The sequence below is a fragment of the Streptomyces sp. NPDC005566 genome (genome assembly GCF_040605575.1).
Lineage (GTDB): Bacteria > Actinomycetota > Actinomycetes > Streptomycetales > Streptomycetaceae > Streptomyces.
On sequence record NZ_JBEXDB010000002.1, the window covers coordinates 103,060 to 128,110 of the forward strand.

The window sequence follows — 25,051 nt, forward strand, 5'->3', positions numbered from 1 at the left end:
ACCCGCCGAGATGCCAGACACCGCGATCTCCTCACTGCAGTTCACACGCCCGATACACCGTCATCCTGTCAGATCCGGCGATCCTTGATCCGGCCCGTCGGGCCGCGTTCATCTGCCCTTTGTTCAGTGGCCGCACGCCCAGGGTGCCGCGGCGGTGGCTGCGTCCGCCTGCTCGCGCAGGGCGCGCACGGCCCGGGCCGGGTCCTGCGCCCCGTAGACCGCGGATCCGGCGACGAAGACATCGGCTCCGGCCTCCGCGCAGCGCTCGATGGTGGTGGCGGAGACGCCGCCGTCGACCTGGAGCCAGAGCTCGAGGCCGTGCTTGGAGATCAGGTCACGGGTACGCCGGATCTTCGGCAGCATGATGTCCAGGAAGGACTGGCCCCCGAAGCCCGGCTCCACCGTCATGATCAGCAGCATGTCGAGTTCGGGGAGCAGGTCCTCGTACGGCTCGATCGGGGTCGCGGGCTTGAGTGCCATCGAGGCACGCGCCCCCTTGGCCCTGATCTCCCGTGCCAGCCGTACCGGCGCCGCCGCCGCCTCCGCGTGGAAGGTGACGGAGCCTGCGCCCGCCTCGACGTACTGCGGTGCCCAGCGGTCCGCGTCCTCGATCATCAGATGGCAGTCCAGCGGAGTGTCCGTGGCCTTGCTCAGCGCCTCCACGATCGGCACGCCGAGCGTCAGATTGGGCACAAAGTGGTTGTCCATCACATCGACATGGAGCCAGTCGGCGCCGTCGACGGCCTTCGCCTCCTCGGCGAGTCGCGCGAAGTCGGCGGACAGGATGCTGGGGTTGATCTGGGCCATGCACCAAGCCTGCCATGTTCCGCGCCACTTCCCCGCCTCGGTGCCCCCCAAAGCCTCACGGGATCATTACGGTTCGCACAATCCCGGCTTTTCGCCCGGCCTGTGTGCCCGGGGTCAGCCCGTACGTCGCAGCAGCGCCAGATACATCGCGTCGGTGCCGTGCAGATGCGGCCACAGCTGGACGTCGGGACCGTCGCCCAGCGCCGGTACTCCTGGCATCAGGGGGCGGGCATCCACCCACTCCGCCTCGACCGGCGCTCCGCCGCGCCCCTTGAGGACGTCCTCGACGACGACGCGGGTCTCGGCCAGATGCGGCGAGCAGGTCGCGTAGCCGACGACCCCACCGATCCGTACGGCCTTCAACGCCTCGCGCAGCAGGCCCCGTTGGAGCGGTGCGAAGGACTCGAGGTCCTCCGCTCGGCGACGCCACCGGGCTTCCGGGCGGCGGCGCAGCGCCCCGAGGCCCGAGCACGGTACGTCCATCAGGATCCGGTCGAAGGTGCCCGGCTGCCAGGGCGGGCGGGTGCCGTCCGTGGTGACCACCTGGTACGGGCCCGGGTTGCCGGCCAGCGCCCGCTCGACGAGCCGGGAGCGGTGCGGCTGCTTCTCGGCGGCGAGCAGTGCCGCGCCGCGTCCGGCAGCGAGGGCGGCCAGCAGGGCCGCCTTGCCGCCAGGTCCGGCGCAGCCGTCGAGCCACCGTGTGTCGCTGCCCTCCACGGGCGCGTTGGCGAGGGCGGTGGCGACGAGCTGGCTGCCCTCGTCCTGCACACCCGCGCTGCCGTCCTGCACCGCGGTCAGCGCACCCGGCTCGCCGCCCTCGGCCATCCGTACGGCGTAGGGGGACCAGCGGCCCGGCAGTCCGCTCTCCTCGCCCAGGGCGGCCAGCAGCTCGTCGGTGGTGGAGCGGCCGGGGCGGGCGACGAGCGTCACCTCGGGGCGCTCGTTGTCGGCTTCGAGGAGGTCCTCGATCCCGGCACGGCCACCGCCCAGGGCGTCCCACAGCGCGGAGACGATCCACCGCGGATGGGAGTGGACGACCGACAGGTGCTGCTCGGCATCCTCGTCGTACGACGGCGCGACGCGCTCCACCCAGGTGTCGAGATCGTGCGCCGAGACCTTGCGCAGCACGGCGTTGACGAACTTGGCACGCCCTTCACCCAGCACGACGCGGGCCAGCTCCACACTGGCGGAGACGGCCGCGTGGGTCGGGATGCGGGTGCCGAGCAGCTGGTGCACACCCATGTTGAGCACGTCCAGCACGGGCGGGTCGACCTCGCGCAGCGGCCGGTCGATGCAGGCGGCGACGATCGCGTCGTACGTGCCCTGGCGGCGCAGGGTCCCGTAGACCAGCTCGGTCGCGAGCGCCGCGTCCCGTCCGTCGAAGTCACCCTTGGCCCGTGCCTTCTTCAGCAGCGGGGGAAGGACGAGGTTGGCGTACGCGTCGCGTTCGTCGACGGCCCTGAGCGCTTCGAAGGCGAGGAACCGGACAGGGTCCTTCTGCGGGCGGCGATGCGGCTTGGCGGGTCGGCGACGCTGCTGGTCGTTCACGTGAAAGGTGCTCCGCTGATGGTGAGAGTGGCGAACCCACCCAGCGTACGTCGCCGCCCGGGCACCAGGCGCGGGCCCCGAAGCCGCGGGCTGCTGCCGGGCCCCGGGGACGCGGGCGGCGGCCCGTCGTCAGAGTCCCAGGAGTTCGCCCGGGACGATGCGCACACCGCGCGCCCAGTCGGCGGCCTTCATCGGCTTCTTGCCCTGCGGCTGGACCCAGAGGAGCTCCACGGCGTGCGACCCGGTGCCCACGTACACGTTGTTCTTGCCCGCGGACAGCTCGCCCGGCGCCAGGTCGGCGCGGTCCAGGACGGGCGCCGCCTGGACCAGCTTGAGACGCTCGCCCCGGAAGAGGGTCCACGCTCCGGGGGCCGGGGTGCAGCCGCGCACGATGCGGTCGACCCGCAGTGCGGGGGCGGACCACTGCACTTGGGCGTCCTCGACGGTGATCTTGGGCGCAAGGGTGATGCCTTCGGCGGGCTGCGGTACGGCGTGCAGGGTGCCGTCCTCGATGCCGTCCATGGTCGCGGCGAGCAGCCCCGCGCCGGCGAAGGCCAGCCGGGTGAGCAGGTCGCCGCTGGTGTCCGTGGGCCGCACCTCCTCGGTCAGGACGCCGTACACGGGGCCGGAGTCCAGGCCCTCCTCGATGAGGAAGGTCGACGCGCCTGTCACCTCGTCCCCGGCCATCACCGCGTGCTGCACCGGTGCGGCGCCACGCCAGGCGGGCAGGAGCGAGAAGTGCAGGTTGACCCAGCCGCGGGCGGGCACGTCGAGGGCCGTCTTGGGCAGCAGCGCACCGTAGGCCACCACGGGGCAGCAGTCCGGGGCGATCTCCCGCAGCCGCGCCAGGAAGGCCTCGTCGCGCGGGCGTACCGGCTTGAGCACCTCGATCCCGGCTTCCTCGGCGCGTTCGGCCACCGGGCTGGCGACGAGGCGGCGGCCTCGCCCGGCGGGTGCGTCGGGACGGGTGACGACGGCGGCCACCTCATGGCGGCCGGAGGCGATCAGGGCGTCCAGGGCGGGGACAGCAACCTCGGGGGTGCCTGCGAAGACGAGCTTCATGGGTGGCGGACTGCCTCTCGGGCCGGAACGTACGGTGTGGCGAGCAGCACACCAGTCTAAGGGCTGCCCCGTCGTCCCCGGCAGGCGCACACCCGGGACGACGGGACGGCCCCGGACCCGGCCACCGGGGGGCGTACGCACGCCCGTGCGCCCCGCGCATATGCGCATACGCCCCTGATGCGTGACCACATGGCCGGGTGAGGCGTTGGTCAAGAGAGATTGACCGAAGTGGGCCGCCGCGGTGCGGTCCGATCCCTTTCAACGCCGGTTCGAGAGGCTTGTTCATGGCCGACCACGCAACCCACGACGCCCAGGCGCGTGCCAGTCTGCACCTGCTGGTGCGGGACATCGAGCGGGTCCGGCGGCAGGTGGACGCGCTGCGCACCCTCACTGCGCAGCTGGGCAACGTCTACCGTCCGCGCCGCTCCGGCCCGTCCGCGGGCTTCGTCGTCTACGGCAGGGCCCCGGCGCCCACCGTCCGGCTGGCGCAGGAACTGCGGGACAGCGTCGAGACGCTGGTCACGGCGGCGGTGGACTTCGACCGCTCGCTCGGCTTCTCGTGGGACGCGGTGGGCTCGGCCCTCGGGGTCACCAAGCAGGCGGTTCACCGCCGTTACGGTGCCCGGCGGAACACCCCTCAGCCGGGTACCGCCGAGGTCACCGCCGAGTCCGCACCCCGTCCGCTGCCCGCGCCGCCCGGTTCCTCCCCCGTGCTGCCCGTGGTGCCTGCGGCCCGTTCCATGCCTCCGCAGCCGTCGGCGGACCACCCCGCCCCGCGCGAGGAGCTGCGCCCCGGCGCCTTCCCCGGCCCCCGCAACGGCTGACCGGAGCGCCTCTTCCGCCCTCACCGCGTCCGCACGGCGAGGGCGGCGGCAGTGGCGGCGGGGCCGTAGCGCCTCGTCAGCCGATGTCCGGCGGGTCGATCCTGATCCGTACCGGATCTCCGGTCCCACGGGCTGTCCGCGCCGCCTGAGCCGCCTTCAAGGCGGCCGCGAGCGCCGCCCCGCGCCCCGGCGGCACCCTGACAAGCGCCCGCTCCCAGGTCTCGCCCGGCGGCGCGTCCCCCTGCCTCCGGGGCCTGCCGGAGACGGCACCCGGCAGCGGTACCGGTCCGAGGATCTCCGCTTCCGGCGGCAGTTCCACGGTGGCCAGGTACGCGGCGATCGCCTCCGGCGGCCCGGTCACCGAAGCCATCCGGGACACCGGCGGGAAGCCGAGCTCTGCCCGTTCCGCGAGTTCGCGGCGGGCATGACCGACGGGGTCCCAGCGCACCAGGGCCTGGACGGGCCGCAGGGTCGGCTCGGCAACGATCACCACCGTGCCGCCCTCAGGCTGTCCCCGCACCAGTGAGGCTGCGGCCGTCCAGCGCCGCAGCGCCTCCTCGCCGGCCCGCAGGTCCGGCCGGCCGACCATCGCCCAGCCGTCCAGCAGCAGCGCGGCCGCGTAGCCGCCCTCCGCCACGGGTTCGGCCCCGGGCGTGCTGACCACCAGAGCGGGCTGGTCCGGTACGGAGTCCAGCACGTGGTCCCGGCCCGACGTACGCACCGGGACGGCGGGAAACGCCCGGCCCAGCTCCTCGGCGGTCCGCCGGGCACCGACGATCTGGGCCCGAAGCCGCCGTCCGCCACAGGCGGCGCAGCTCCAGGCCGTTTCGGCGCGTCCGCACCAGGCGCAGTTGAGATCCCGCTGGTCCGGGGCCTCCAGCGGCCCCGCGCAGTGCCCGCACCGCGCGGGTTCGCGGCAGCGTTCGCAGGCCAGCCGGGGTGCGTACCCCCGGCGGGGCACCTGGATCAGCACGGGACCGCTGCGCAGCCCGTCCCGTACGGTCTGCCAGGCGAGGCTGGGCAGCCGGGCGGATCGCGCCGCCCCGTCCCTCGCGAGCTCACCGTCGCCGACGGTACGCACCAGGGGCGCCGCGATCCGCAGCTGCTCCCGGTCCGCGCGCAGCGGCAGCGCCCAGCCGCTCTCGACCAGCTGGGCGGCCTCCACGGTGCAGTTGGTCCCGCCCAGGAGGAACGCGCACCGGCCGTGCGCCGCCCTCAGCTCGAGGACTTCCCGGACGTGGGGGAAGGGGGCGTTGTCGTCGCTGTGACTGGAGTCCCCGTCGTCCCAGACGGCCACCAGGCCGAGATCGGCGACGGGGGCGAACATGGCGGCCCTGGTCCCGACCACCGCGCGCACCGAACCGCGCCGGACGGCGAGCCACTCCCGGTAGCGCTTCTCAGGCCCCGAGTCGGCGGTCAGCAACGCGTGGCGCCCCTCCCCCATCACCTCGGTGAGTGCGGCGTCCACCCTCCCCGCCGCCCTCCCGTCGGGTACGACGACGAGTGCGCCCCGTCCCGAGGCCAGCGTGGCGGCGACGGCCCTGGCGATCTCCGCGGGCCAGTGCGGCCCGGGCAGTGCGGTCCAGACGGCTCTGGGCGCTCCGCCCTCGGCCAGTGCGCCGAGGAACGCGGGCCCCTGTGCGTACCGCTCCCAGGTCCCGGGGGCCGGTGCCGGGGGCGGTGGCAGCGGCGCGGGTGACGCCTTGGACTCCGCCCGGCCGTTCCTGGGTGGCACGGCGAGCTGCAGCACATCGGCGAGGCTGCCCGCGTACCGGTCGGCGACGGCCCGCGAGAGCGCGAGCAGCTCGGGCCCGAGCACCGGCTCGGGCGAGACGACGTAGGCGAGCGCCGCCAGGGCGCCCTGGTAGTCCGACTCGGCACGCCGCTCGATCAGGAATCCGTCGATCAGCCCACCGCCCTCCCGCCGCCCGCCGCGGACCTGGCGCCCCCCGGCCCCGAACCGCACCCGTACCCGGACACCGGGCTGTGCCTCGGCGTCGAGCTCCTCCGGGACCGCGTAATCGAAGTACTGATCGAGGTGGAGCGCGCCCTTGTTGACCAGGACCCGGGCGACCGGCAGCTCCCCGGCGAGCGTCGCACCCCGCCAGGTGCGGGGCTTGGCCCGCGGCACCTTGGCCTTGCGCACGGTCTCCCGGATGAGCGCAAGCTGCTCCGGTGCCCCGCCATCGGGCTCGTCGGGCCGCTCGTCGTCGCTGCTCACAGCCAAATTCCTACCAGACGCCACTGACACCGGTTGCGGCTCCCGCAGCGCACGCACCGGGGCCCGGACACCGTGTACGGCATCCGGGCCCCGGAGTACGGGCTGACGTCGGCGGGCTCTAGAGCCCCGCCGCCGTACGCAGCGCGTCCACGCGGTCGGTGCGCTCCCAGGTGAAGTCGGGCAGCTCACGGCCGAAGTGGCCGTACGCGGCGGTCTGGGCGTAGATCGGGCGGAGCAGGTCGAGGTCGCGGATGATCGCGGCCGGGCGAAGGTCGAAGACCTCGCCGATCGCGTGCTCGATCTTCTCCGTCTCGACGGTGGCGGTGCCGAACGTCTCGACGAACAGACCCACCGGCTCGGCCTTGCCGATCGCGTACGCGACCTGGACCTCGCAGCGGGCGGCCAGACCGGCCGCGACGACGTTCTTGGCGACCCAGCGCATGGCGTACGCCGCCGAGCGGTCGACCTTCGACGGGTCCTTGCCGGAGAAGGCACCGCCGCCGTGGCGGGCCATGCCGCCGTAGGTGTCGATGATGATCTTGCGGCCGGTCAGACCGGCGTCACCCATCGGACCGCCGATCTCGAAGCGGCCGGTCGGGTTCACCAGGAGCCGGTAGCCCTCGGTGTCCAGCTTGATGCCGTCCTCGATGAGCTGCGCCAGGACGTGCTCGACGACGAACTCACGGATGTCGGGCGCGAGGAGCGAGTCGAGGTCGATGTCCGACGCGTGCTGCGAGGAGACGACGACCGTGTCGAGGCGGACGGCCTTGTCACCGTCGTACTCGATGGTGACCTGGGTCTTGCCGTCGGGACGCAGGTACGGGATGGTCCCGTTCTTGCGGACCTCGGACAGCCGGCGGGAGAGCCGGTGCGCCACGTGGATCGGGAGCGGCATCAGCTCGGGCGTCTCGTCGCAGGCGTAGCCGAACATGAGGCCCTGGTCGCCGGCGCCCTGCTTGTCGAGCTCGTCCTCGTCGCCCTCGACGCGCTTCTCGTACGCCGTGTCGACACCCTGGGCGATGTCCGGGGACTGCGCTCCGATGGACACCGACACGCCGCAGGAGGCTCCGTCGAAGCCCTTCTTGGAGGAGTCGTAGCCGATCTCCAGCACCTTGTTGCGCACGAGGTTGGGGATGTCGGCGTAGGCCTTGGTCGTGACCTCACCCGCGACATGCACCAGACCAGTGGTGATCAAGGTCTCGACGGCGACGCGCGAGGAAGGGTCGTCACGCAGGAGCGCATCGAGAATCGTGTCGCTGATCTGGTCAGCGATCTTGTCGGGGTGGCCCTCGGTAACGGACTCCGAGGTGAAGAGACGGCGGGACACATCGCTCCCTGGGGTTGCAGCGGCTGCTGGCTGATCATTGATGGACCGCCGGGAGCTGCGCCCGGCACGTTCCGTCGACCAGTTTATCGGTCGCTTCCGGTGAATGGGCCACGCGTCTCGCCCCTTGGGAGCTCTGTGACCTGCGGCACTGTTGACGGCAGTACGACAATCGCTCCTTCCGGGTGTGAGAAATGACCGAATTTCTTGAGCTTCCATCCCGCCGGAGCGGCAACTACGCAATCTAGCCGAAGCGTGCCGCCACCAGGTCCCAGACCGTGTCGGCGAGTGCTTCTTTCGGCCCGTACGGCACAGCGGTCTCAACGCCGTCGGCCGAGAGCACCACCGCTTCGTTCTCCTCGGACCCGAAGGTCTTGCGCTCCCCCACCTCGTTGACCACGAGCAGGTCGCAGCCCTTGCGGCGGAGCTTCTCGCGGCCGTTGGCGAGGACGTTGTCGGTCTCCGCGGCGAAACCGACGACGACCTGGCCGGGGCGGGCACGGTCCGCGGAGACCTCGGCGAGGATGTCGGGATTGCGGACGAGGACCAAGGGCGCCGGCTCCTGGCCGTCCTTCTTCTTGATCTTGCCCGCGGCGTAGTCCGCGGGACGGAAGTCGGCGACCGCCGCGGCCATCACCACCACATCGGCGTCGGCCGCCGCCTTCAGTACGGCCTCGCGCAGCTGTACGGCCGTTCCGGCGCGCAGGACGTCGGCGCCCGCGGGGTCGGGCAGTCCGGTGTTTGCCTCGATCAGCGTCACCCGGGCACCGCGGGCGACGGCAGTGCGCGCCAGCGCGTAGCCCTGCTTTCCGGAGGAGCGGTTGCCGAGGTAGCGGACCGGGTCGAGGGGCTCCCGGGTGCCGCCGGCGCTGATGACCACGTGCCGGCCCGCGAGATCGGGTTCGGCCGGGCCGCGGGTCAGGACGCGGCGGCAGACCTCGAAGATTTCCCCCGGGTCCGGCAGCCGGCCCTTGCCGGTGTCGACGCCGGTGAGGCGGCCGACAGCGGGCTCGATGACGACGGCGCCGCGGCGGCGCAGTGTGGCCACGTTCCCCTGGGTGGCCGGGTGCTCCCACATCTCGGTGTGCATCGCCGGTGCGAAGACGACCGGACAGCGGGCGGTGAGGAGCGTGTTGGTGAGGAGGTCGTCGGCGAGGCCGTGGGCGGCCTTGGCGAGCATGTCGGCGGTGGCGGGTGCGACCACGACGAGGTCGGCCGCCTGCCCGATCCGCACGTGCGGCACCTCGTGCACGCTGTCCCAGACCTCGCTCGACACGGGGTTGCCGGAGAGCGCCGACCAGGTGGCGGCCCCGACGAAGTTCAGCGACGCCTCGGTCGGCACGACCCTGACGTCATGACCGGACTCGGTCAGCCGGCGCAGCAGCTCGCACGCCTTGTAGGCGGCGATGCCACCGCTGACCCCCAGGACGACCTTCGGCTTGTCCACTGCGTCTCCCCGCACTCGTTTCTCCGCGCAACCGATGCGCACCCCGGCTGCCCGCAGCCGGGGGACGTACGCACTCCATGCTGCCTCACCGCACGGGGCGGTCCTCGGCGGGCCCGGCCCCGGACACACCACAGGCCCGGCGGTGGTGACCGCCGGGCCTGTGGTGAAGGTGCGTCTCCTGCTTACTGCGCGGGGCCCTCGATGGCCTCGGAGGTCAGCAGGCCCGCGTTGATCTCGCGGAGCGCGATCGAGAGCGGCTTCTCGTGCACGTGGGTGTCGACGAGCGGACCGACGTACTCGAGGAGACCTTCACCGAGCTGCGAGTAGTACGCGTTGATCTGGCGCGCACGCTTGGCCGCGTAGATCACGAGGCTGTACTTCGAGTCGGTGGCCTCGAGGAGCTCATCAATCGGCGGGTTGATGATGCCCTCGGGCGTGGTGATGGAAGAGGACACTCTCTGCCTTCCGAAGGGGATAGTGATCAAAGAGATCTTTGATCATGCTGGTTCCGCAGTGGTGATGCTCTGCGTCCGCGGGGGCCGACGAGGTCAGTCGTCGATGCCGCGGAGGCCGGAAGCCTGCAGCATCAACGTTAGCAGCTCACGCGCGACGTCCTCGACCGAGGTGTTGACAAGTGTCGTATCGAACTCGGCTTCGGCGGCCAGCTCGACCTTCGCCGCCGCGAGCCGGCGCTCGATCACGTCGGGCGACTCCGTCCCGCGGCCCGTGAGCCGGCGGACCAGCTCGTCCCAGCTCGGCGGGGCCAGGAAGACCAGCTGCGCGTCGGGCATCGACTGACGGACCAGCCGGGCGCCCTGCAGGTCGATCTCCAGCAGCACCGGTTCGCCCGCTTCCAGGCGCTCCAGCACGGCCCGGCGCGGGGTGCCGTAGCGGTTGCCCGCGAACTCCGCCCACTCCAGCAGCTCGCCGTTGGCGATCAGCTTGTCGAACTCCTCGGTGTCCACGAAGAAGTAGTGGACACCGTTGCGTTCGCCGGGGCGCGGTTTGCGGGTCGTGGCCGACACCGAGAGCCAGACCTCGGGGTGAACCTTGCGCATATGAGCGACGACCGTGCTCTTACCGACCCCGGAGGGGCCGGAGAGCACGGTCAGCCGCGGACGTACGTCCGGGGGTACGGGGGAGTTCCCCCGGGATGTTGCAGCCATGGAGCGATTATCCCGCTTCTCAGGAGTGCCTGAGAACGTCAGGCGGTACTGCCGCCGAACTCACGCTCCAAAGATGCGATCTGGTTGGAGCCGAGACCCCGGACCCGGCGGCTCTCGGAGATGCCGAGCCGCTCCATGATCTGCTTGGCGCGGACCTTGCCCACGCCCGGCAGGGACTCCAGCAGGGCGGAGACCTTCATCTTGCCGATGACGTCGTTCTCCTGGCCCGTCTTGATGACCTCGTGGAGGGAGGCGCCGGAGTGCTTGAGTCGATTCTTGACCTCGGCCCGCTCCCGGCGAGCCGCGGCGGCCTTTTCGAGCGCGGCTGCGCGCTGTTCAGGGGTAAGGGGCGGAAGAGCCACGCCTACGTCACCTCGGATGTCGATCTGTCGGATACGGACCGGTGAGGAACGTGAAAGCCCCACAGCCGGTGAGCAACGAACAACCTGTGCTCGTTGGCTCTCGACGGAGACTAGCGGCCACGGCCGCCTGAGTCAGCGAGAACAGACGAAAAGTCCTGGTCAGCCTTAGCCGACCGGGACATTTCCGTCATAACAACCCGGATTTCTGGTCAGGATTCCGTCAACGCGCTGTTACGTGGCATGGTCAGCCATCCGAGACGGCTGCGCGGACCTCGTCCGCGAACCGACCGGCGGCTTCGCGCAGCCCTGACGCGTCCGGACCGTGGCGCAGCACGCCCCGGCTCACGCTCGGCACCACATTGCCCACCGAGGCGCCGAACACACCGGGCAGATCCGCGGGAGTGGCGCCCTGGGCGCCGATGCCGGGAGCGAGCAGCGGACCGTTGATCGCCAGATTCACACCCGCGTCCCCGAGCGTGGCGCCGACGACCGCCCCGACGGAGCCGAGCGGAGCCGCGCCCTCGTTCTCGGCGGCCATGTGGTCGAGCATCAGCTGGGCCAGCGGCCTGCCGTCGGCGGCGGTGGCACGCTGGACCTCGGCGCCCTCCGGGTTGGAGGTGAGGGCGAGGACGAAGACGCCCGAGCCCGAGATCGCGGCCGCGTCGAGCGCCGGGCGCAGCGAGCCGAAGCCGAGGTACGGCGAGACGGTGACGGCGTCCGAGAACAGCGGCGAGTCCTTGTCGAGGTACGTGGCCGCGTAGGCGCCCATGGTGGAGCCGATGTCCCCGCGCTTGGCGTCCATGAGCACCAGGGCCCCGGCGGCTCGCGCCTCTTCGACGGCCTTCTCCAGGACGGCGATGCCGCGCGAGCCGAAGCGCTCGAAGAACGCCGACTGCGGCTTGAGCACGGCGACCCGGTCGGCCAGAGCCTCGACGACCGTACGGGTGAAGCGCTCCAGGCCCGCGATGTCGTCGTTCAGGCCCCAGGAGGTGAGGAGCGAGGCGTGCGGGTCGATGCCCACGCAGAGCGGCCCGCGGGTGTCCATGGCGCGGCGCAGGCGGGCGCCGAAGGGTTCGAGGGTCACTGCATGACCTTCCGTGTCGAGGCGCCGACGGCTTCGGCGAGGGTGGGGTACGGGGAGGCGGCCAGGCGGGCGGCCAGGCCCTTGTGGATCGAGCGGGCGTAGAACGGGCCCTCGTAGATGAAGGCGCTGTAGCCCTGGACGAGCGTGGCACCGGCGAGGATGCGCTGCCAGGCGTCCTCGGCGTTCTCGACGCCCCCGACACCGACGAGGGTGATCCGGGTCCCCACACGGGCGTACAGGCGGCTCAGAACCTCCAGGGAGCGCTCCTTGAGGGGTGCGCCGGAGAGTCCGCCGGTCTCCTTGGCCAGCGACGCCGGGGACTTCAGGCCGAGGCTGTCGCGGGCGATGGTGGTGTTGGTGGCGATGATGCCGTCCAGGCCGAGCTCGACGGCGAGGTCCGCGACCGCGTCGACGTCGTCGTCGGCGAGGTCTGGGGCGATCTTGACGAGCAGCGGGACCCGGCGGTCCGTGACCGTACGGTCGGCGGCCTCGCGCACCGCCGCGAGCAGTGGCCGGAGCGCCTCGGTGGCCTGGAGGTTGCGCAGGCCAGGGGTGTTGGGCGAGGAGACGTTGACGACGAGGTAGTCGGCGTGGGCGGCGAGCCGCTCGGTGGACTTGACGTAGTCCCCCACCGCCTCGGCCCCGGGGACGACCTTGGTCTTGCCGATGTTGACGCCGACCGTCGTGCGGAAGACGGGCCTGCGGGTGGCCAGACGTTCGGCGACGGCCGCGGAGCCCTCGTTGTTGAAGCCCATGCGGTTGATCAGCGCGCGGTCCGCGACGAGTCGGAAGAGGCGCTTCCTGGGGTTTCCGGGCTGCGGTTCGCCGGTGACCGTGCCGATCTCGATGTGGTCGAACCCGAGCATCGACATGCCGTCGATCGCGATCGCGTTCTTGTCGAAGCCGGCGGCGAGCCCGAACGGGCCGTGCATCCTCAGCCCGAGGGCCTCGGTGCGCAGTTCCTCGTAGCGGGGGGCGAGCGCGGCGGCGACGAAGGTCCGCAGGCCGGGGACGCGGGCCGCGAGGCGGATCCAGCGGAAGGCCAGGTAGTGGGCCTGCTCCGGGTCCATGCGCTTGAAGACCAGCTGGAAGAAGAGTTTGTACATCACACAGTCCTCATGAAGAGGGGGACACCGTTTCCGGTGTCCCCCTGCTGGCTGCTTCTAGTCGCGGGCCGCGGTCAGATGTTCCGCGTGTTCCTGGAGGGAACGTACGCCGACGTCGCCGTGGTTGAGCGCGTCGATGCCCTGGACGGCGGCGGCGAGCGCCTGGACCGTGGTGAGGCACGGCACCGACCGGGCGACGGCCGCCGTGCGGATCTCGTAGCCGTCGAGCCTGCCGCCCGTTCCGTACGGCGTGTTGACGATGAGGTCGACCTGGCCGTCGTGGATCAGCTGGACGATGGTCTTCTCACCGTTGGGGCCCTCGCCCTCGGACTGCTTGCGCACGATGGTGGCGTTGATGCCGTTGCGCTTGAGCACCTCGGCCGTCCCCGACGTGGCCATCAGCTCGAAGCCGTGGGCGACGAGTTCGCGGGCCGGGAAGATCATCGAGCGCTTGTCGCGGTTGGCGACGGAGATGAAGGCGCGGCCCTTGGTGGGCAGCGGGCCGTACGCACCGGCCTGCGACTTGGCGTACGCCGTGCCGAAGACCGAGTCGATGCCCATGACTTCACCGGTGGAGCGCATCTCCGGGCCGAGGACCGTGTCGACGCCGCGGCCGTGGATGTCGCGGAAGCGCGACCACGGCATGACGGCCTCCTTGACGGAGATCGGCGCGTCGAGCGGCAGGGTGCCGCCGTCGCCGTGCTTCGGCAGCAGGCCCTCCTCGCGCAGCTCGGCGACGGTCGCGCCCAGAGAGATGCGGGCGGCGGCCTTGGCGAGCGGGACCGCGGTGGCCTTCGAGGTGAAGGGGACGGTCCGCGAGGCGCGCGGGTTGGCTTCGAGGACGTAGAGGATGTCGCCCGAGAGCGCGAACTGGATGTTGATCAGGCCGCGTACGCCGACGCCCTTGGCGATGCCCTCGGTCGAGGCCCGCAGGCGCTTGATGTCGAAGCCGCCGAGCGTGATCGGGGGCAGTGCGCAGGCGGAGTCGCCGGAGTGGATGCCGGCCTCCTCGATGTGCTCCATGACGCCGCCGAGGTACAGCTCGGTGCCGTCGTAGAGCGCGTCTACGTCGATCTCGATCGCGTCGTCGAGGAAGCGGTCGACCAGGACCGGCCGGGTGGGGCTGATCTCGGTGGATTCGGCGATGTACGAGGAGAGGCGCGCCTCGTCGTACACGATCTCCATGCCGCGGCCGCCGAGCACGTACGACGGGCGTACGAGGACGGGGTAGCCGATCTCGTCGGCGATGGCCTTGGCCTCGGAGAAGGTGGTCGCCGTGCCGTGCTTCGGGGCGGGCAGACCGGCCTCGGCGAGGACCCGGCCGAAGGCCCCGCGGTCCTCGGCGGCGTGGATGGCCTCCGGGGAGGTGCCCACGACCGGCACGCCGTTGTCCTTGAGCGCCTGCGACAGACCGAGCGGGGTCTGGCCGCCGAGCTGGACGATGACACCGGCGATCGGGCCCGCGAGGGACTCGGCGTGCACGATCTCCAGGACGTCCTCGAGCGTGAGCGGCTCGAAGTACAGCCGGTCGGAGGTGTCGTAGTCCGTGGAGACGGTCTCCGGGTTGCAGTTGACCATCACGGTCTCGTAGCCCGCGTCGCTCAGTGCGAAGGAGGCGTGGACGCAGGAGTAGTCGAACTCGATGCCCTGGCCGATGCGGTTCGGACCGGAGCCGAGGATGATCACCGCGGGCTTGGTGCGGGACGCGACCTCGCTCTCCTCGTCGTAGGAGGAGTAGAAGTACGGCGTGTTCGCGGCGAACTCCGCGGCGCAGGTGTCGACCGTCTTGTAGACCGGGCGGATGCCGAGGGCGTGCCGTACCTCGCGCACGACGTCCTCGCGCAGACCGCGGATCTCACCGATCTGGGCGTCGGAGAAGCCGTGGCGCTTGGCCTCGGCGAGCAGCTCGGTGTCGAGGCGCTCGGCGGCGGCCAGCTCGTCGGCGATCTCCTTGATCAGGAAGAGCTGGTCGACGAACCAGGGGTCGATCTTCGTGGCGTCGAAGACCTCTTCCTGCGTGGCACCGGCGCGGATCGCCTGCATGACGGTGTTGATGCGGCCGTCCGTGGGGCGGACCGCTTCGGCGAGCAGCTCGGCCTTGTCGCCGGGCTCGCCGGTGAAGGCGAACTGCGAGCCCTTCTTCTCCAGGGAGCGCAGGGCCTTCTGCAGCGCCTCGGTGAAGTTGCGGCCGATCGCCATGGCCTCACCCACCGACTTCATGGTGGTGGTGAGGGTGGAGTCGGCGGAGGGGAACTTCTCGAAGGCGAAGCGCGGGGCCTTCACGACGACGTAGTCGAGGGTCGGCTCGAAGGAGGCCGGCGTCTTCTCGGTGATGTCGTTGGGGATCTCGTCGAGCGTGTAGCCGACGGCCAGCTTGGCGGCGATCTTGGCGATCGGGAAGCCGGTGGCCTTGGAGGCCAGCGCCGAGGAGCGGGAGACGCGGGGGTTCATCTCGATCACGATGACCCGGCCGTCGGTCGGGTCGATGGCGAACTGGATGTTGCAGCCGCCGGTGTCGACGCCGACCTCGCGGATGATCGCGATGCCGATGTCGCGCAGCCGCTGGTACTCGCGGTCGGTGAGGGTCATCGAGGGGGCGACGGTGATCGAGTCGCCGGTGTGGACGCCCATCGGGTCGAAGTTCTCGATGGAGCAGACGACCACGACGTTGTCGTTCTTGTCGCGCATCAGCTCCAGCTCGTACTCCTTCCAGCCCAGGATGGACTCTTCCAGGAGCACCTCGGTGGTCGGCGAGAGCGTGAGGCCCTGTCCGGCGATGCGGCGCAGCTCCTCCTCGTCGTGGGCGAAGCCCGAGCCGGCGCCGCCCATGGTGAAGGAGGGGCGGACGACGACGGGGTAGCCGCCGAGGGTCTCGACGCCCTCCATGATGTCGTCCATGGTGTGGCAGATGACGGAGCGGGCGGACTCGCCGTATCCGATCTTCGCCTTGACGGCTTCGACGACACCCTTGAAGAGGTCGCGGTCCTCGCCCTTGTTGATGGCCTCGACGTTGGCGCCGATGAGCTCGACGCCGTACTTCTCCAGGACACCGTTCTCGTGCATGGAGATCGCCGTGTTGAGCGCGGTCTGGCCGCCCAGTGTCGGGAGCAGCGCGTCGGGGCGCTCCTTGGCGATGATCTTCTCGACGAACTCGGGGGTGATCGGCTCGACGTACGTGGCGTCGGCGATCTCCGGGTCGGTCATGATCGTCGCCGGGTTGGAGTTGACCAGGATGACGCGCAGGCCCTCGGCCTTGAGGACGCGGCAGGCCTGGGTGCCGGAGTAGTCGAATTCGGCGGCCTGCCCGATGACGATCGGGCCGGAGCCGATGACCAGGACGGACTGGATATCGGAGCGCTTAGGCACGCTGGCCCTCCATCAGGGAAACGAAGCGGTCGAAGAGGTACGCGGCGTCGTGCGGGCCGGCGGCCGCTTCGGGGTGGTACTGGACGCTGAAGGCGGGCCGGTCCAGGAGCTGGAGGCCTTCGACGACCTGGTCGTTGAGGCAGACGTGGGAGACCTCGGCGCGGCCGAACTCCGTGTCGGAGACCTTGTCGAGAGGGGCGTCGACGGCGAAGCCGTGGTTGTGCGCGGTGACCTCGACCTTGCCGGTCGTGCGGTCCTGCACGGGCTGGTTGATGCCGCGGTGGCCGTACTTCAGCTTGTAGGTGCCGAAGCCGAGTGCGCGGCCCAGGATCTGGTTGCCGAAGCAGATACCGAAGAGCGGGGTCTTCCGCTCCAGGACGCCCCGCATGACGGAGACCGGGTGGTCGGCGGTGGACGGGTCGCCGGGGCCGTTGGAGAAGAAGACTCCGTCGGGCTTCACCGCGTACACCTCGTCGAGGGTGGCGGTGGCGGGCAGGACGTGCACCTCGATGCCGCGCTCGGCCATGCGGCGCGGGGTCATGCCCTTGATGCCGAGGTCGATCGCGGCGACCGTGAACTTCTTGGTGCCGATCGCGGGGACGACGTACGCCTCCTTGGTGGCGACCTCGGCGGCGAGGTCCGCGCCGCTCATCTCGGGCGCCTGGCGCACCTTGGCGAGCAGCATGCCCTCGTCCGCGAGGGCGTTGCCGGAGAAGATGCCGACGCGCATCGCGCCGCGCTCGCGGAGGTGGCGGGTCAGCGCACGGGTGTCGATGCCGCTGATGCCGACGATGCCCTGGCTGACGAGCTCCTCGTCCAGCGAGCGCCGGGAGCGCCAGTTGGAGGGCTTGCGGGCGGGGTCGCGCACGACGTAGCCGGCGACCCAGATCTGCTTCGACTCGGGGTCCTCGTCGTTCACGCCGGTGTTGCCGACGTGCGGGGAGGTCATCACGACGACCTGGCGGTGGTAGGAGGGATCGGTCAGCGTTTCCTGGTAACCGGACATGCCGGTGGAGAACACCGCCTCGCCGAAGGTCTCCCCCACGGCCCCGTAGGCGCGGCCGCGGAAGGAGCGGCCGTCCTCCAGGACGAGTACGGCGGGAGCTTTGTCGGCTCCCCGGGTGGAGATCGTCATCGTGCGGTGCCTTCCGTAGTGCTGGTGAGGTGGTTGACGGCGGCGACCCAGGCCGGGTGCTCGGCGGCGTGGTCGGAGCGGAATCCGGAGTCGATCAGCTTGTCGCCGTGTGCCCAGGTGATGACCAGGAGGCCGCCCTCGGGGAGGACCTTGCCGGCGAGGGCCTTGTCGAGGCGGGCTTCGCGCAGTGCGGCGGCGGGGACGAAGAAGTCGGCCGCGCCGGGGCGTACGACGTCCAGTCCCTGCTCCGTGAGGGTGAGCTCCACACGGCTGCGGGTGCCGAGGCCGTGGGCGACGATGCGGTCGAGCCACTGTCCCGCGGTGGTCGATCCGTGGTAGCGGCCGGTCAGCGTGAGCAGCTTCTCGCCGTCCGCGAATCCTTCGGGGGCCGTGGCGAGCTCGGGCAGATCGGACTGGAGGCGCCCGCGCCACTTCCACCCCTGGCGCATCAGCCAGTAGACGAAAGCGATGAAGACGACCAGTCCGAGGACCCAGCTGATGCGGGCGGACCAGTCGGTCACTTCCGCCGACTTCTGCTCGGCGGCCAGCTGGTAGAGGGGGTTCAGTGTTGTCACGCGAGCTTCCCGTCGACGACCGTGGCACGGCCCCGCAGGAAGGTGTGGGTCACTCGGCCCGGCAGCTCGCGACCCTCGTACGGAGTGTTGCGGCTGCGGGACGCGAAGCCCGCGGGGTCCACGGCTCCACGGTATGCCGGATCGACCAGGGTGAGGTTGGCGGGCTCACCCGCCGAGACGGGCCGGCCGTGTCCTTCGAGCCGGCCGATGGCCGCGGGACGGAACGACATGCGGTCGGCGACACCCGCCCAGTCGATAAGACCGGTGTCCACCATCGTCTGCTGGACCACGGACAGCGCGGTCTCCAGGCCCACCATGCCCATGGCGGCGGCGGCCCACTCGCAGTCCTTGTCCTCGTGCGGGTGCGGGGCGTGGTCGGTGGCGACGCAGTCGATCGTGCCGTCGGCGAGCGCCTCGCGCAGAGCCATCACGTCGGCCTCGGTGCGCAGCGGCGGGTTCACCTTGTAGACGGGGTCGTAGGTCCGTACGAGCTCGTCGGTGAGGAGCAGGTGGTGCGGGGTGACCTCGGCGGTGACGTTCCAGCCCTTGGACTTGGCCCAGCGGACGATCTCCACGGAGCCGGCGGTCGAGAGGTGGCAGATGTGCACCCGGGAGTCGACGTGGGCGGCGAGCAGCACGTCGCGGGCGATGATCGACTCCTCGGCGACGGCGGGCCAGCCGCCGAGACCGAGCTCGGCCGAGACGATGCCCTCGTTCATCTGGGCGCCCTCGGTGAGGCGGGGCTCCTGGGCGTGCTGGGCGACGACACCGTCGAACGCCTTCACGTACTCCAGGGCGCGTCGCATGATCACCGCGTCGTCGACGCACTTGCCGTCGTCCGAGAAGACCTTCACTCCGGCGGCGGAGTCGTGCATGGCTCCGAGCTCGGCGAGCTGCTTGCCCTCCAGGCCGACGGTGACGGCGCCGATGGGCTGCACGTCGCAGTAGCCGGACTCCTTGCCGAGCCGCCAGACCTGCTCGACGACACCCGCGGTGTCGGCGACCGGGAAGGTGTTGGCCATGGCGTGAACGGCGGTGAAGCCGCCGACGGCGGCGGCACGGGTGCCGGTGAGCACCGTCTCGGAGTCCTCGCGCCCGGGCTCGCGCAGGTGCGTGTGCAGGTCGACGAGGCCGGGCAGCAGGACCTGGCCCGCGGCCTCGATCACGGTGGCGTCGCCGGCGTCGAGCCCGGTGCCGACCGCCGCGATGGTCTCGCCGTCGATGAGGACGTCCTGGGGCTCGCCGCCGAGGACCTTCGCACCGCGGATAAGGATCTTGCTCATGGTTACTTGTTCTCCTCGGTACGGGTGTGAACGGCGGGGGCGGCGGGCTCGGAGCCGCCGAGCAGCAGGTAGAGCACGGCCATGCGGATCGACACACCGTTGGCGACCTGCTCGACGACCGTGCAGCGGTCGGAGTCGGCGACGTCGGCGGTGATCTCCATGCCGCGGACCATCGGGCCGGGGTGCATGACGATGGCGTGCTCGGGCATGCGCGCCATGCGCAGGCCGTCCAGGCCGTAGCGGCGCGAGTACTCGCGCTCGGTCGGGAAGTACGCGGCGTTCATCCGTTCGCGCTGCACACGGAGCATCATCACCGCGTCGGACTTCGGCAGCACCTCGTCGAGGCTGTAGCTGACGTCGCAGGGCCACTGCTCGACACCGACCGGCACCAGGGTGGGCGGAGCCACCAGGGTGACGTGCGCGCCGAGTGTGGTCAGCAGGTGGACGTTGGACCGGGCCACCCGGCTGTGCAGGATGTCGCCGACGATCGTGATCCGGCGGCCTTCGAGGTCCCGGCCGAGCCCGGCGTCGGCTCCGACCAGCCTGCGGCGCATCGTGAAGGCGTCCAGCAGTGCCTGGGTGGGGTGCTCGTGCGTGCCGTCACCCGCGTTGACGACTGCCCCGTCGATCCAGCCGGATGTCGCCAGGCGGTACGGAGCCCCCGAGGCGCCGTGCCGGATGACGACGGCGTCCGCGCCCATCGCCTCCAGGGTCAGGGCGGTGTCCTTGAGGGACTCGCCCTTGGAGACGGACGAGCCCTTCGCGGAAAAGTTGATGACGTCGGCGGACAGCCGCTTGGCGGCGGCCTCGAACGAGATGCGGGTGCGCGTCGAGTCCTCGAAGAAGAGGTTGACGACGGTACGGCCGCGCAGGGTGGGGAGCTTCTTGATCGGCCGGTCCGCGACCCGGGCCATTTCCTCGGCGGTGTCGAGGATCAGGACGGCGTCGTCGCGGGTGAGATCTGCGGCCGAGATGAGGTGACGCTTCATCTGGGGTTCTCCGTGGATGGTGGAGGGATCAGGCATGCGGGCGTGCGGAAGCCGCCGTACGGCCACTGGAGCGGCGTACGGGACGCGGAGCTACTGCTCGCCCGCCGGGACCGTCTGCTTGACGCCGAGCAGCACGGCGTCGCGGCCGTCCTCCTCGGCGAGCTGGACCTTGACCGTCTCCCGCAGCGACGTGGGGAGGTTCTTGCCGACGTAGTCGGCCCGGATCGGGAGTTCGCGGTGGCCGCGGTCGACGAGGACCGCGAGCTGCACGGCACGTGGGCGGCCGATGTCGCCGAGCGCGTCGAGTGCGGCGCGGATCGTGCGGCCGGAGAAGAGCACGTCGTCGACGAGGACGACCAGCCTGCCCTCGATGCCCTCACCGGGGATCTCCGTGCGGGCCAGGGCGCGCGCGGGGCGCATCCTCAGGTCGTCGCGGTACATCGTGATGTCGAGCGATCCGACCGGCGTCTTCCGGCCGGTGATCTCTTCGAGTTTCCCGGCGAGCCGGGAGGCGAGATAGACCCCCCGCGTAGGGATGCCGAGAAGCACCACGTCGTCGGCGCCCTTGGCGCGTTCGACGATCTCGTGGGCGATTCGGGTCAGTACCCGGGCGATGTCGGGAGCCTCGAGAACGGGGCGTGCCGCATTGCCATGGTCGTCATGCTGTGCGTCCATAAGAAACGGACCTCCTTCTCCGCCTCTCTGGACGGACGTTAAAGGACGTCGAAATTGCGTCATCCACGTTACCAGGGCTTGTGCGAGCCCTGACCGCGCCCCCGGGAGGTGGCAGTCCGGACCTTTCAGCTTGACGCATCCAAGTAACGCTGCGTAACCTCACAGTGAGTTACCAGCCACGCGGCGGAGCCGCAGAATGTTCCAGCGTCCGGGGAGCCTTATGTCCAGCGAATACGCAAAACAGCTCGGGGCCAAGCTCCGCGCCATCCGCACCCAGCAGGGCCTCTCCCTCCACGGCGTGGAGGAGAAGTCGCAGGGCCGCTGGAAGGCCGTTGTGGTCGGTTCGTACGAGCGCGGCGACCGCGCCGTGACCGTGCAGCGCCTTGCCGAGCTGGCGGATTTCTATGGCGTTCCGGTGCAGGAGCTCCTGCCCGGCACGACGCCCGGCGGGGCTGCTGAGCCGCCGCCGAAGCTCGTCCTCGACCTGGAGCGCCTCGCCCACGTCCCGCCGGAGAAGGCCGGTCCGCTGCAGCGTTACGCGGCGACGATCCAGAGCCAGCGCGGCGACTACAACGGCAAGGTGCTGTCGATCCGCCAGGACGACCTGCGCACCCTGGCCGTGATCTACGACCAGTCGCCGTCCGTACTCACGGAGCAGCTGATCAGCTGGGGCGTTCTGGACGCCGACGCGCGCCGCGCAGTGGCCCACGACGAGGGCTGACTGCCGCAGCAGAAACGTACCGCCGGGTAGGCGGGGGCCCTCGGGGCACCCTGCCGGCCCGGCGTTTCCGTTTCCCGGGACCGTTCGGTGTTCCGGGACCCTTCGGTTTCCCGGGACCTCTCCGTCCCCGGGACGGGCCCGCACCGCGGCCGGTGCAGGGCGGGCCTTGCCGGGCAGGGCGCCGGCGCCGCCGAGAGGTGCCGGGCACGCCGAAGGGCCCACAGCTCGCGCCATGGGCCCTTCGTTCGGCTGAACGCCGCCGGAAAGCTACTGCTCCCGGCGAAGGTTCGGCTTGAGGTCCTTGAAACGGGCCAGCAGGCCGTTCACGAAGGACGGGGAGTCGTCCGTGGAGAACTCCTTGGCGAGCTGGACCGCCTCATCGATCACCACGGCATCCGGGGTCGAGTCCATCCAGATCAGCTCGTACGCGCCGAGCCTGAGGATGCTCCGGTCGACGACCGGCATGCGGTCGATCTCCCAGTCCACGGCATAGGTGACGATGAGGTCGTCGATCCGGTCCGCGTACTGCGCGTACCCCTCGACGAGCTCCATGGTGAATTCGCCGACCGGCGGCTGACGGTCGTCGGTCCGCGAGAGCCGAACCCAGTCCGCGAGGACCGTCTGCACGGACTCACCGCGCTGGTCGGCCTCGAAGAGGATCTGGAAGGCGCGCTTGCGGGCCTTGTTCCGGGCAGCCACGGTTAGCTGTTCACCCGGCCGAGGTAGTCGCCCGTACGGGTGTCGACCTTGATCTTCTCGCCGGTGGTGATGAAGAGCGGGACGCCGATCTCGTAGCCCGTCTCCAGGGTGGCGGGCTTGCTGCCACCGGTGGAGCGGTCGCCCTGGACGCCCGGGTCGGTGTGCTGGATCGTCAGCTCGACCGCGGCCGGCAGCTCGACGTAGAGCACCTCGCCCTCGTGCTGCGCGACCGAGGCGGTGAAGCCCTCGATCAGGAAGTTGGCGGCGTTGCCGACAGCCTTGCGGTCGACCATCAGCTGGTCGTACGTGTTCATGTCCATGAAGACGAAGTACTCGCCGTCCATGTACGAGAACTGCATGTCTCGGCGGTCAATGGTGGCCGTTTCGACCTTCACGCCGGCGTTGAACGTCTTGTCGACGACCTTGCCGGAGAGCACGTTCTTGAGCTTGGTACGCACGAAAGCCGGGCCCTTGCCGGGCTTGACGTGCTGGAACTCGACGACGGACCAGAGCTGGCCTCCGTCGAGCTTGAGCACCAGGCCGTTCTTGAGGTCGTTCGTGGAAGCCACGGTTGCGGAATCTCCTGGACTGAAGCTGGTGGACGACAAAGGATGCGCGCTAGAGCGCGAGCAGCTCCTTGGTCGTAATGGTGAGTAGCTCGGGTCCGCCGTCCGCCTCGGGGCGCACGACGAGCGTGTCATCGATCCGGACACCGCCCCGGCCCGGGAGGTGGACCCCCGGTTCGACGGTGACCGGCACACAAGCGTCCAGTTTACCCATGGCTGTCGGTGCCAGCTGCGGGTCCTCGTCGATTTCGAGCCCGACCCCGTGCCCGGTCCAGGCCTGGAGGCCCTCCGTGTGACCCGCCGAGTCCAGCAGATGACGGGCCGCGTGGTCGACGTCACGGTAGGCCGCACCGGGCACGAGAGCCTCCCGCCCGGCCCGCTGAGCGGCGAAAACAAGGTCGTACAGCTCGATCTGCCAGGCGGCGGGAGCGGTCCCGATGACGAACGTCCGCCCGATCTCGCACCGGTAGCCGCGATAGTTCGCGCCCAGACAGACGGAGAGAAAATCGCCTTCCTCCACCCTCCGGTCCGAGGGCCTGTGACGCCCCTGGCCGGAATTGGGGCCGGTGCCGACGGACGTGGAGAAGGCGGGGCCGTCCGCGCCGTGGTCCACCAGGCGGCGCTCCAGCTCCAGGGCGAGGTGCCGCTCGGTCCGGCCCACCAGGATGGATTCGAGGAGCTCTCCGAGAGCCTGGTCGGTGATCTCGGCGGCGATCCGCAGACAGGCGATCTCCTCCTCGTCCTTGACGACCCGCAGTTGCTCCACGGTGAAGCCTAGGTCGGCCAGGCGCAGGCGGGGGGCCACGGAGCCCATGGCACGGTGCCGGGCGACGGTGAGGTCGTGCTCCTCCACGGCGAGGGAGTCCGCGTCGAGGGAGAGAGCCAGGTCCGCGGCCGCGACGACGGGGTCCCCGTCGGGCGCGGGCAGCACCGTCAGCCGCAGTTGTTCGTCGGGGTGCCCGTGGGCGGGATCGCCCGTCGGGGCGCGGGGGCAGAGCAGGACGTCCTGTCCGGGGCCGAGCAGCAGCACGGCGCCGGGCGGGGCCCCGCCCGCGAGATAGCGGACGTTGGCGGGGCGGGAGACCAGGGCCGCAGCGGATCCGGCGGCGGCGTACCGGTCGCGGAGCAGCCCGCGTCGGACGGCGTACACCTCTGACATGTTCCGAGCCTACGAGCGCGGGCGGCGGGCCGCCCGGTCAGCGCATCCGACCGGGGGCGCCACCCCCTGCGGCTACCAGGTCGGCGGGCTGGCGATGGAGCGGGCGAGCACGTCGTCCAGGACCCTGGCGGTGGTCTCGACGTCGTACGTGGAGTTGTCGATGATCGGCAGGCCGGAGCCGTACCAGCCGGCCATCCGGCCGTGGATCCGAGCGACTTCCTCGTCGGAGAGGCGCCGGTTGCCGCTGCGGGCCGCGTTGCGCTCCAGGACGATCTCCAGGCCGGGCAGGAGGACGACGGGCAGCAGGCCGGGGCCGACGTGGCGCTTCCAGCCCCCCAGGCCGACGACGGGCCGGTCGGGGAAGACCGCGTCGTCGAGGATGCACGAGATGCCGTTGGCCAGGAAGTTACGGGCGGCGAAGCCGCAGGTGCGGCGCGCCAGCCGGTACTGCGCCTCGGAGTGGTCGTTCCAGCCGGCCTGCGGGTCGGCGAAACCCGAGCAGACCCATTCGCGGACGTCGTCGAGGGAGACGTGCGCGGTGGGGACTCGGCGGCGGCCCGCCCAGAGCTTGGCGACCGTCGTCTTGCCGGCCCCTGCCGGGCCTATCAGCAGTACGGCCAGGGTCGCGGTGCCGGTGCCCGCCTCTGCGGGTGGCGCGGGCAGCGGAACGGGCCCGCCCGGTGGGAGCTGGATGTGCCCGGTGGTCTCCCGCGAGGGAGGGGAAGGGGCGTGCTGGGGTGCGGGGCCGGTCCAGCCCTGCCCCTGGGGGGCGGGAGGTATCGGCGGCGGCCCCGGCGGACCGGGGTGGCCGGGGTGCTGGGCCTCCTGCGTCCACGGCCCGTTTCCGGGACCGCGGGGCGGCGGCAGCGGGGCCCCCACTGCGTGCTGCATCCGGTGCCACTCCGTCTCGTGCAGGCAACTGGCGCTGGTCG

Annotated in this window: 23 protein-coding genes; 2 read left to right on the forward strand and 21 right to left on the reverse strand. The window is 71.0% G+C overall.

Features of this window, described 5'->3' with window-relative positions; genetic code table 11:
- Window positions 1–123: 123 nt before the first annotated feature.
- From rpe to fmt, 3 genes are all read right to left on the reverse strand, one after another.
- A complete protein-coding gene (rpe, locus tag ABZS61_RS03305) occupies window positions 124–807 on the reverse strand; it encodes a ribulose-phosphate 3-epimerase (RefSeq protein WP_356415374.1) in 684 nt (227 codons plus the stop codon).
- Window positions 808–921: 114 nt separating this feature from the next.
- Window positions 922–2,355, reverse strand: a complete 1,434-nt coding sequence (locus tag ABZS61_RS03310; RefSeq protein ID WP_356415376.1) for a transcription antitermination factor NusB — start codon at window positions 2,353–2,355, stop codon at window positions 922–924.
- Window positions 2,356–2,484: 129 nt separating this feature from the next.
- Window positions 2,485–3,417 carry a methionyl-tRNA formyltransferase gene (gene fmt, locus ABZS61_RS03315; RefSeq protein ID WP_356415379.1) on the reverse strand — a complete coding sequence of 311 codons (933 nt, stop codon included), beginning with the start codon at window positions 3,415–3,417 and terminating at the stop codon, window positions 2,485–2,487.
- 284 nt (window positions 3,418–3,701) lie between these two features.
- Here fmt and ABZS61_RS03320 point away from each other — a divergent pair, with 284 nt between their 5' ends.
- Window positions 3,702–4,241 (forward strand): hypothetical protein, encoded by a 540-nt coding sequence (locus ABZS61_RS03320; RefSeq protein ID WP_356415381.1) that lies wholly within the window; start codon window positions 3,702–3,704, stop codon window positions 4,239–4,241.
- A gap of 76 nt (window positions 4,242–4,317) precedes the next feature.
- On the opposite strand, the gene ABZS61_RS03325 is transcribed toward ABZS61_RS03320, so the two are convergent.
- The 14 genes from ABZS61_RS03325 to pyrR all read right to left on the reverse strand — a co-directional run bounded on the left by ABZS61_RS03325 (window position 4,318) and on the right by pyrR (window position 20,974).
- Window positions 4,318–6,462 (reverse strand): primosomal protein N', encoded by a 2,145-nt coding sequence (locus ABZS61_RS03325; protein ID WP_356415384.1) that lies wholly within the window; start codon window positions 6,460–6,462, stop codon window positions 4,318–4,320.
- Window positions 6,463–6,580: 118 nt separating this feature from the next.
- Window positions 6,581–7,789, reverse strand: coding sequence for a methionine adenosyltransferase (gene metK / locus ABZS61_RS03330; RefSeq protein ID WP_356415388.1), 1,209 nt, complete (start codon window positions 7,787–7,789; stop codon window positions 6,581–6,583).
- A 241-nt stretch (window positions 7,790–8,030) separates the two neighbouring features.
- Window positions 8,031–9,233 carry a bifunctional phosphopantothenoylcysteine decarboxylase/phosphopantothenate--cysteine ligase CoaBC gene (gene coaBC, locus ABZS61_RS03335; protein ID WP_356415391.1) on the reverse strand — a complete coding sequence of 401 codons (1,203 nt, stop codon included), beginning with the start codon at window positions 9,231–9,233 and terminating at the stop codon, window positions 8,031–8,033.
- 182 nt (window positions 9,234–9,415) lie between these two features.
- Window positions 9,416–9,688: a DNA-directed RNA polymerase subunit omega gene (gene rpoZ, locus ABZS61_RS03340; protein ID WP_003970369.1), complete on the reverse strand. Its 273-nt coding sequence runs from the start codon at window positions 9,686–9,688 to the stop codon at window positions 9,416–9,418.
- A gap of 93 nt (window positions 9,689–9,781) precedes the next feature.
- Window positions 9,782–10,399, reverse strand: a complete 618-nt coding sequence (gmk, locus tag ABZS61_RS03345) for a guanylate kinase (RefSeq protein ID WP_356415394.1) — start codon at window positions 10,397–10,399, stop codon at window positions 9,782–9,784.
- Window positions 10,400–10,437: 38 nt separating this feature from the next.
- Window positions 10,438–10,761, reverse strand: a complete 324-nt coding sequence (locus tag ABZS61_RS03350; protein WP_356415396.1) for an integration host factor — start codon at window positions 10,759–10,761, stop codon at window positions 10,438–10,440.
- A 244-nt stretch (window positions 10,762–11,005) separates the two neighbouring features.
- On the reverse strand, window positions 11,006–11,845 hold the full coding sequence (gene pyrF, locus ABZS61_RS03355; protein ID WP_356415400.1) for an orotidine-5'-phosphate decarboxylase: 840 nt from the start codon (window positions 11,843–11,845) through the stop codon (window positions 11,006–11,008).
- Window positions 11,842–12,951: a quinone-dependent dihydroorotate dehydrogenase gene (locus ABZS61_RS03360; RefSeq protein ID WP_356415402.1), complete on the reverse strand. Its 1,110-nt coding sequence runs from the start codon at window positions 12,949–12,951 to the stop codon at window positions 11,842–11,844. The genes pyrF and ABZS61_RS03360 overlap by 4 nt, the downstream gene beginning before the upstream one ends.
- A gap of 57 nt (window positions 12,952–13,008) precedes the next feature.
- The gene (gene carB / locus ABZS61_RS03365) at window positions 13,009–16,317 is read right to left on the reverse strand and encodes a carbamoyl-phosphate synthase large subunit (RefSeq protein WP_356415405.1); all 3,309 of its coding nucleotides are present in this window, start codon (window positions 16,315–16,317) and stop codon (window positions 13,009–13,011) included.
- Window positions 16,310–17,452 (reverse strand): glutamine-hydrolyzing carbamoyl-phosphate synthase small subunit, encoded by a 1,143-nt coding sequence (gene carA, locus ABZS61_RS03370; RefSeq protein WP_356415408.1) that lies wholly within the window; start codon window positions 17,450–17,452, stop codon window positions 16,310–16,312. The genes carB and carA overlap by 8 nt, the downstream gene beginning before the upstream one ends.
- The gene (locus tag ABZS61_RS03375) at window positions 17,449–18,027 is read right to left on the reverse strand and encodes a hypothetical protein (RefSeq protein WP_356415410.1); all 579 of its coding nucleotides are present in this window, start codon (window positions 18,025–18,027) and stop codon (window positions 17,449–17,451) included. The genes carA and ABZS61_RS03375 overlap by 4 nt, the downstream gene beginning before the upstream one ends.
- The gene (locus ABZS61_RS03380; RefSeq protein WP_356415413.1) at window positions 18,024–19,310 is read right to left on the reverse strand and encodes a dihydroorotase; all 1,287 of its coding nucleotides are present in this window, start codon (window positions 19,308–19,310) and stop codon (window positions 18,024–18,026) included. The genes ABZS61_RS03375 and ABZS61_RS03380 overlap by 4 nt, the downstream gene beginning before the upstream one ends.
- Window positions 19,311–19,312: 2 nt before the next feature.
- Window positions 19,313–20,299 (reverse strand): aspartate carbamoyltransferase catalytic subunit, encoded by a 987-nt coding sequence (locus ABZS61_RS03385; RefSeq protein WP_329212940.1) that lies wholly within the window; start codon window positions 20,297–20,299, stop codon window positions 19,313–19,315.
- A gap of 90 nt (window positions 20,300–20,389) precedes the next feature.
- Entirely contained in the window at window positions 20,390–20,974 is a 585-nt protein-coding gene (gene pyrR, locus ABZS61_RS03390) for a bifunctional pyr operon transcriptional regulator/uracil phosphoribosyltransferase PyrR (RefSeq protein WP_329212938.1), read from the reverse strand.
- Between the two features lie 220 nt (window positions 20,975–21,194).
- On the opposite strand from pyrR, the gene bldD reads away from it, so the two are divergent.
- A complete protein-coding gene (gene bldD, locus ABZS61_RS03395; RefSeq protein ID WP_014157378.1) occupies window positions 21,195–21,695 on the forward strand; it encodes a transcriptional regulator BldD in 501 nt (166 codons plus the stop codon).
- A gap of 267 nt (window positions 21,696–21,962) precedes the next feature.
- Here bldD and nusB read toward each other — a convergent pair whose 3' ends face one another.
- The 4 genes from nusB to ABZS61_RS03415 all read right to left on the reverse strand — a co-directional run bounded on the left by nusB (window position 21,963) and on the right by ABZS61_RS03415 (window position 25,010).
- The gene (gene nusB / locus ABZS61_RS03400) at window positions 21,963–22,394 is read right to left on the reverse strand and encodes a transcription antitermination factor NusB (protein ID WP_056787023.1); all 432 of its coding nucleotides are present in this window, start codon (window positions 22,392–22,394) and stop codon (window positions 21,963–21,965) included.
- A 2-nt stretch (window positions 22,395–22,396) separates the two neighbouring features.
- Window positions 22,397–22,963: an elongation factor P gene (gene efp, locus ABZS61_RS03405; protein WP_205021949.1), complete on the reverse strand. Its 567-nt coding sequence runs from the start codon at window positions 22,961–22,963 to the stop codon at window positions 22,397–22,399.
- 49 nt (window positions 22,964–23,012) lie between these two features.
- A complete protein-coding gene (locus ABZS61_RS03410) occupies window positions 23,013–24,119 on the reverse strand; it encodes a M24 family metallopeptidase (protein WP_356415419.1) in 1,107 nt (368 codons plus the stop codon).
- Between the two features lie 72 nt (window positions 24,120–24,191).
- Window positions 24,192–25,010 carry a Pro-rich N-terminal domain-containing protein gene (locus tag ABZS61_RS03415; RefSeq protein WP_356415422.1) on the reverse strand — a complete coding sequence of 273 codons (819 nt, stop codon included), beginning with the start codon at window positions 25,008–25,010 and terminating at the stop codon, window positions 24,192–24,194.
- Between the last annotated feature and the right edge of the window lie 41 nt (window positions 25,011–25,051).

Coding starts and splice junctions, on each gene's coding strand:
- fmt (WP_356415379.1), bottom strand. CDS start 3,417: ATGAAGCTCGTCTTCGCAGGCACCCCCGAGGTTGCTGTCCCCGCCCTG.
- rpe (WP_356415374.1), bottom strand. CDS start 807: ATGGCCCAGATCAACCCCAGCATCCTGTCCGCCGACTTCGCGCGACTC.
- ABZS61_RS03360 (WP_356415402.1), bottom strand. CDS start 12,951: ATGTACAAACTCTTCTTCCAGCTGGTCTTCAAGCGCATGGACCCGGAG.
- carA (WP_356415408.1), bottom strand. CDS start 17,452: ATGACGATCTCCACCCGGGGAGCCGACAAAGCTCCCGCCGTACTCGTC.
- bldD (WP_014157378.1), top strand. CDS start 21,195: ATGTCCAGCGAATACGCAAAACAGCTCGGGGCCAAGCTCCGCGCCATC.
- ABZS61_RS03320 (WP_356415381.1), top strand. CDS start 3,702: ATGGCCGACCACGCAACCCACGACGCCCAGGCGCGTGCCAGTCTGCAC.
- gmk (WP_356415394.1), bottom strand. CDS start 10,399: ATGGCTGCAACATCCCGGGGGAACTCCCCCGTACCCCCGGACGTACGT.
- ABZS61_RS03415 (WP_356415422.1), bottom strand. CDS start 25,010: ATGCAGCACGCAGTGGGGGCCCCGCTGCCGCCGCCCCGCGGTCCCGGA.
- ABZS61_RS03410 (WP_356415419.1), bottom strand. CDS start 24,119: ATGTCAGAGGTGTACGCCGTCCGACGCGGGCTGCTCCGCGACCGGTAC.
- ABZS61_RS03380 (WP_356415413.1), bottom strand. CDS start 19,310: ATGAGCAAGATCCTTATCCGCGGTGCGAAGGTCCTCGGCGGCGAGCCC.
- pyrR (WP_329212938.1), bottom strand. CDS start 20,974: ATGGACGCACAGCATGACGACCATGGCAATGCGGCACGCCCCGTTCTC.
- ABZS61_RS03385 (WP_329212940.1), bottom strand. CDS start 20,299: ATGAAGCGTCACCTCATCTCGGCCGCAGATCTCACCCGCGACGACGCC.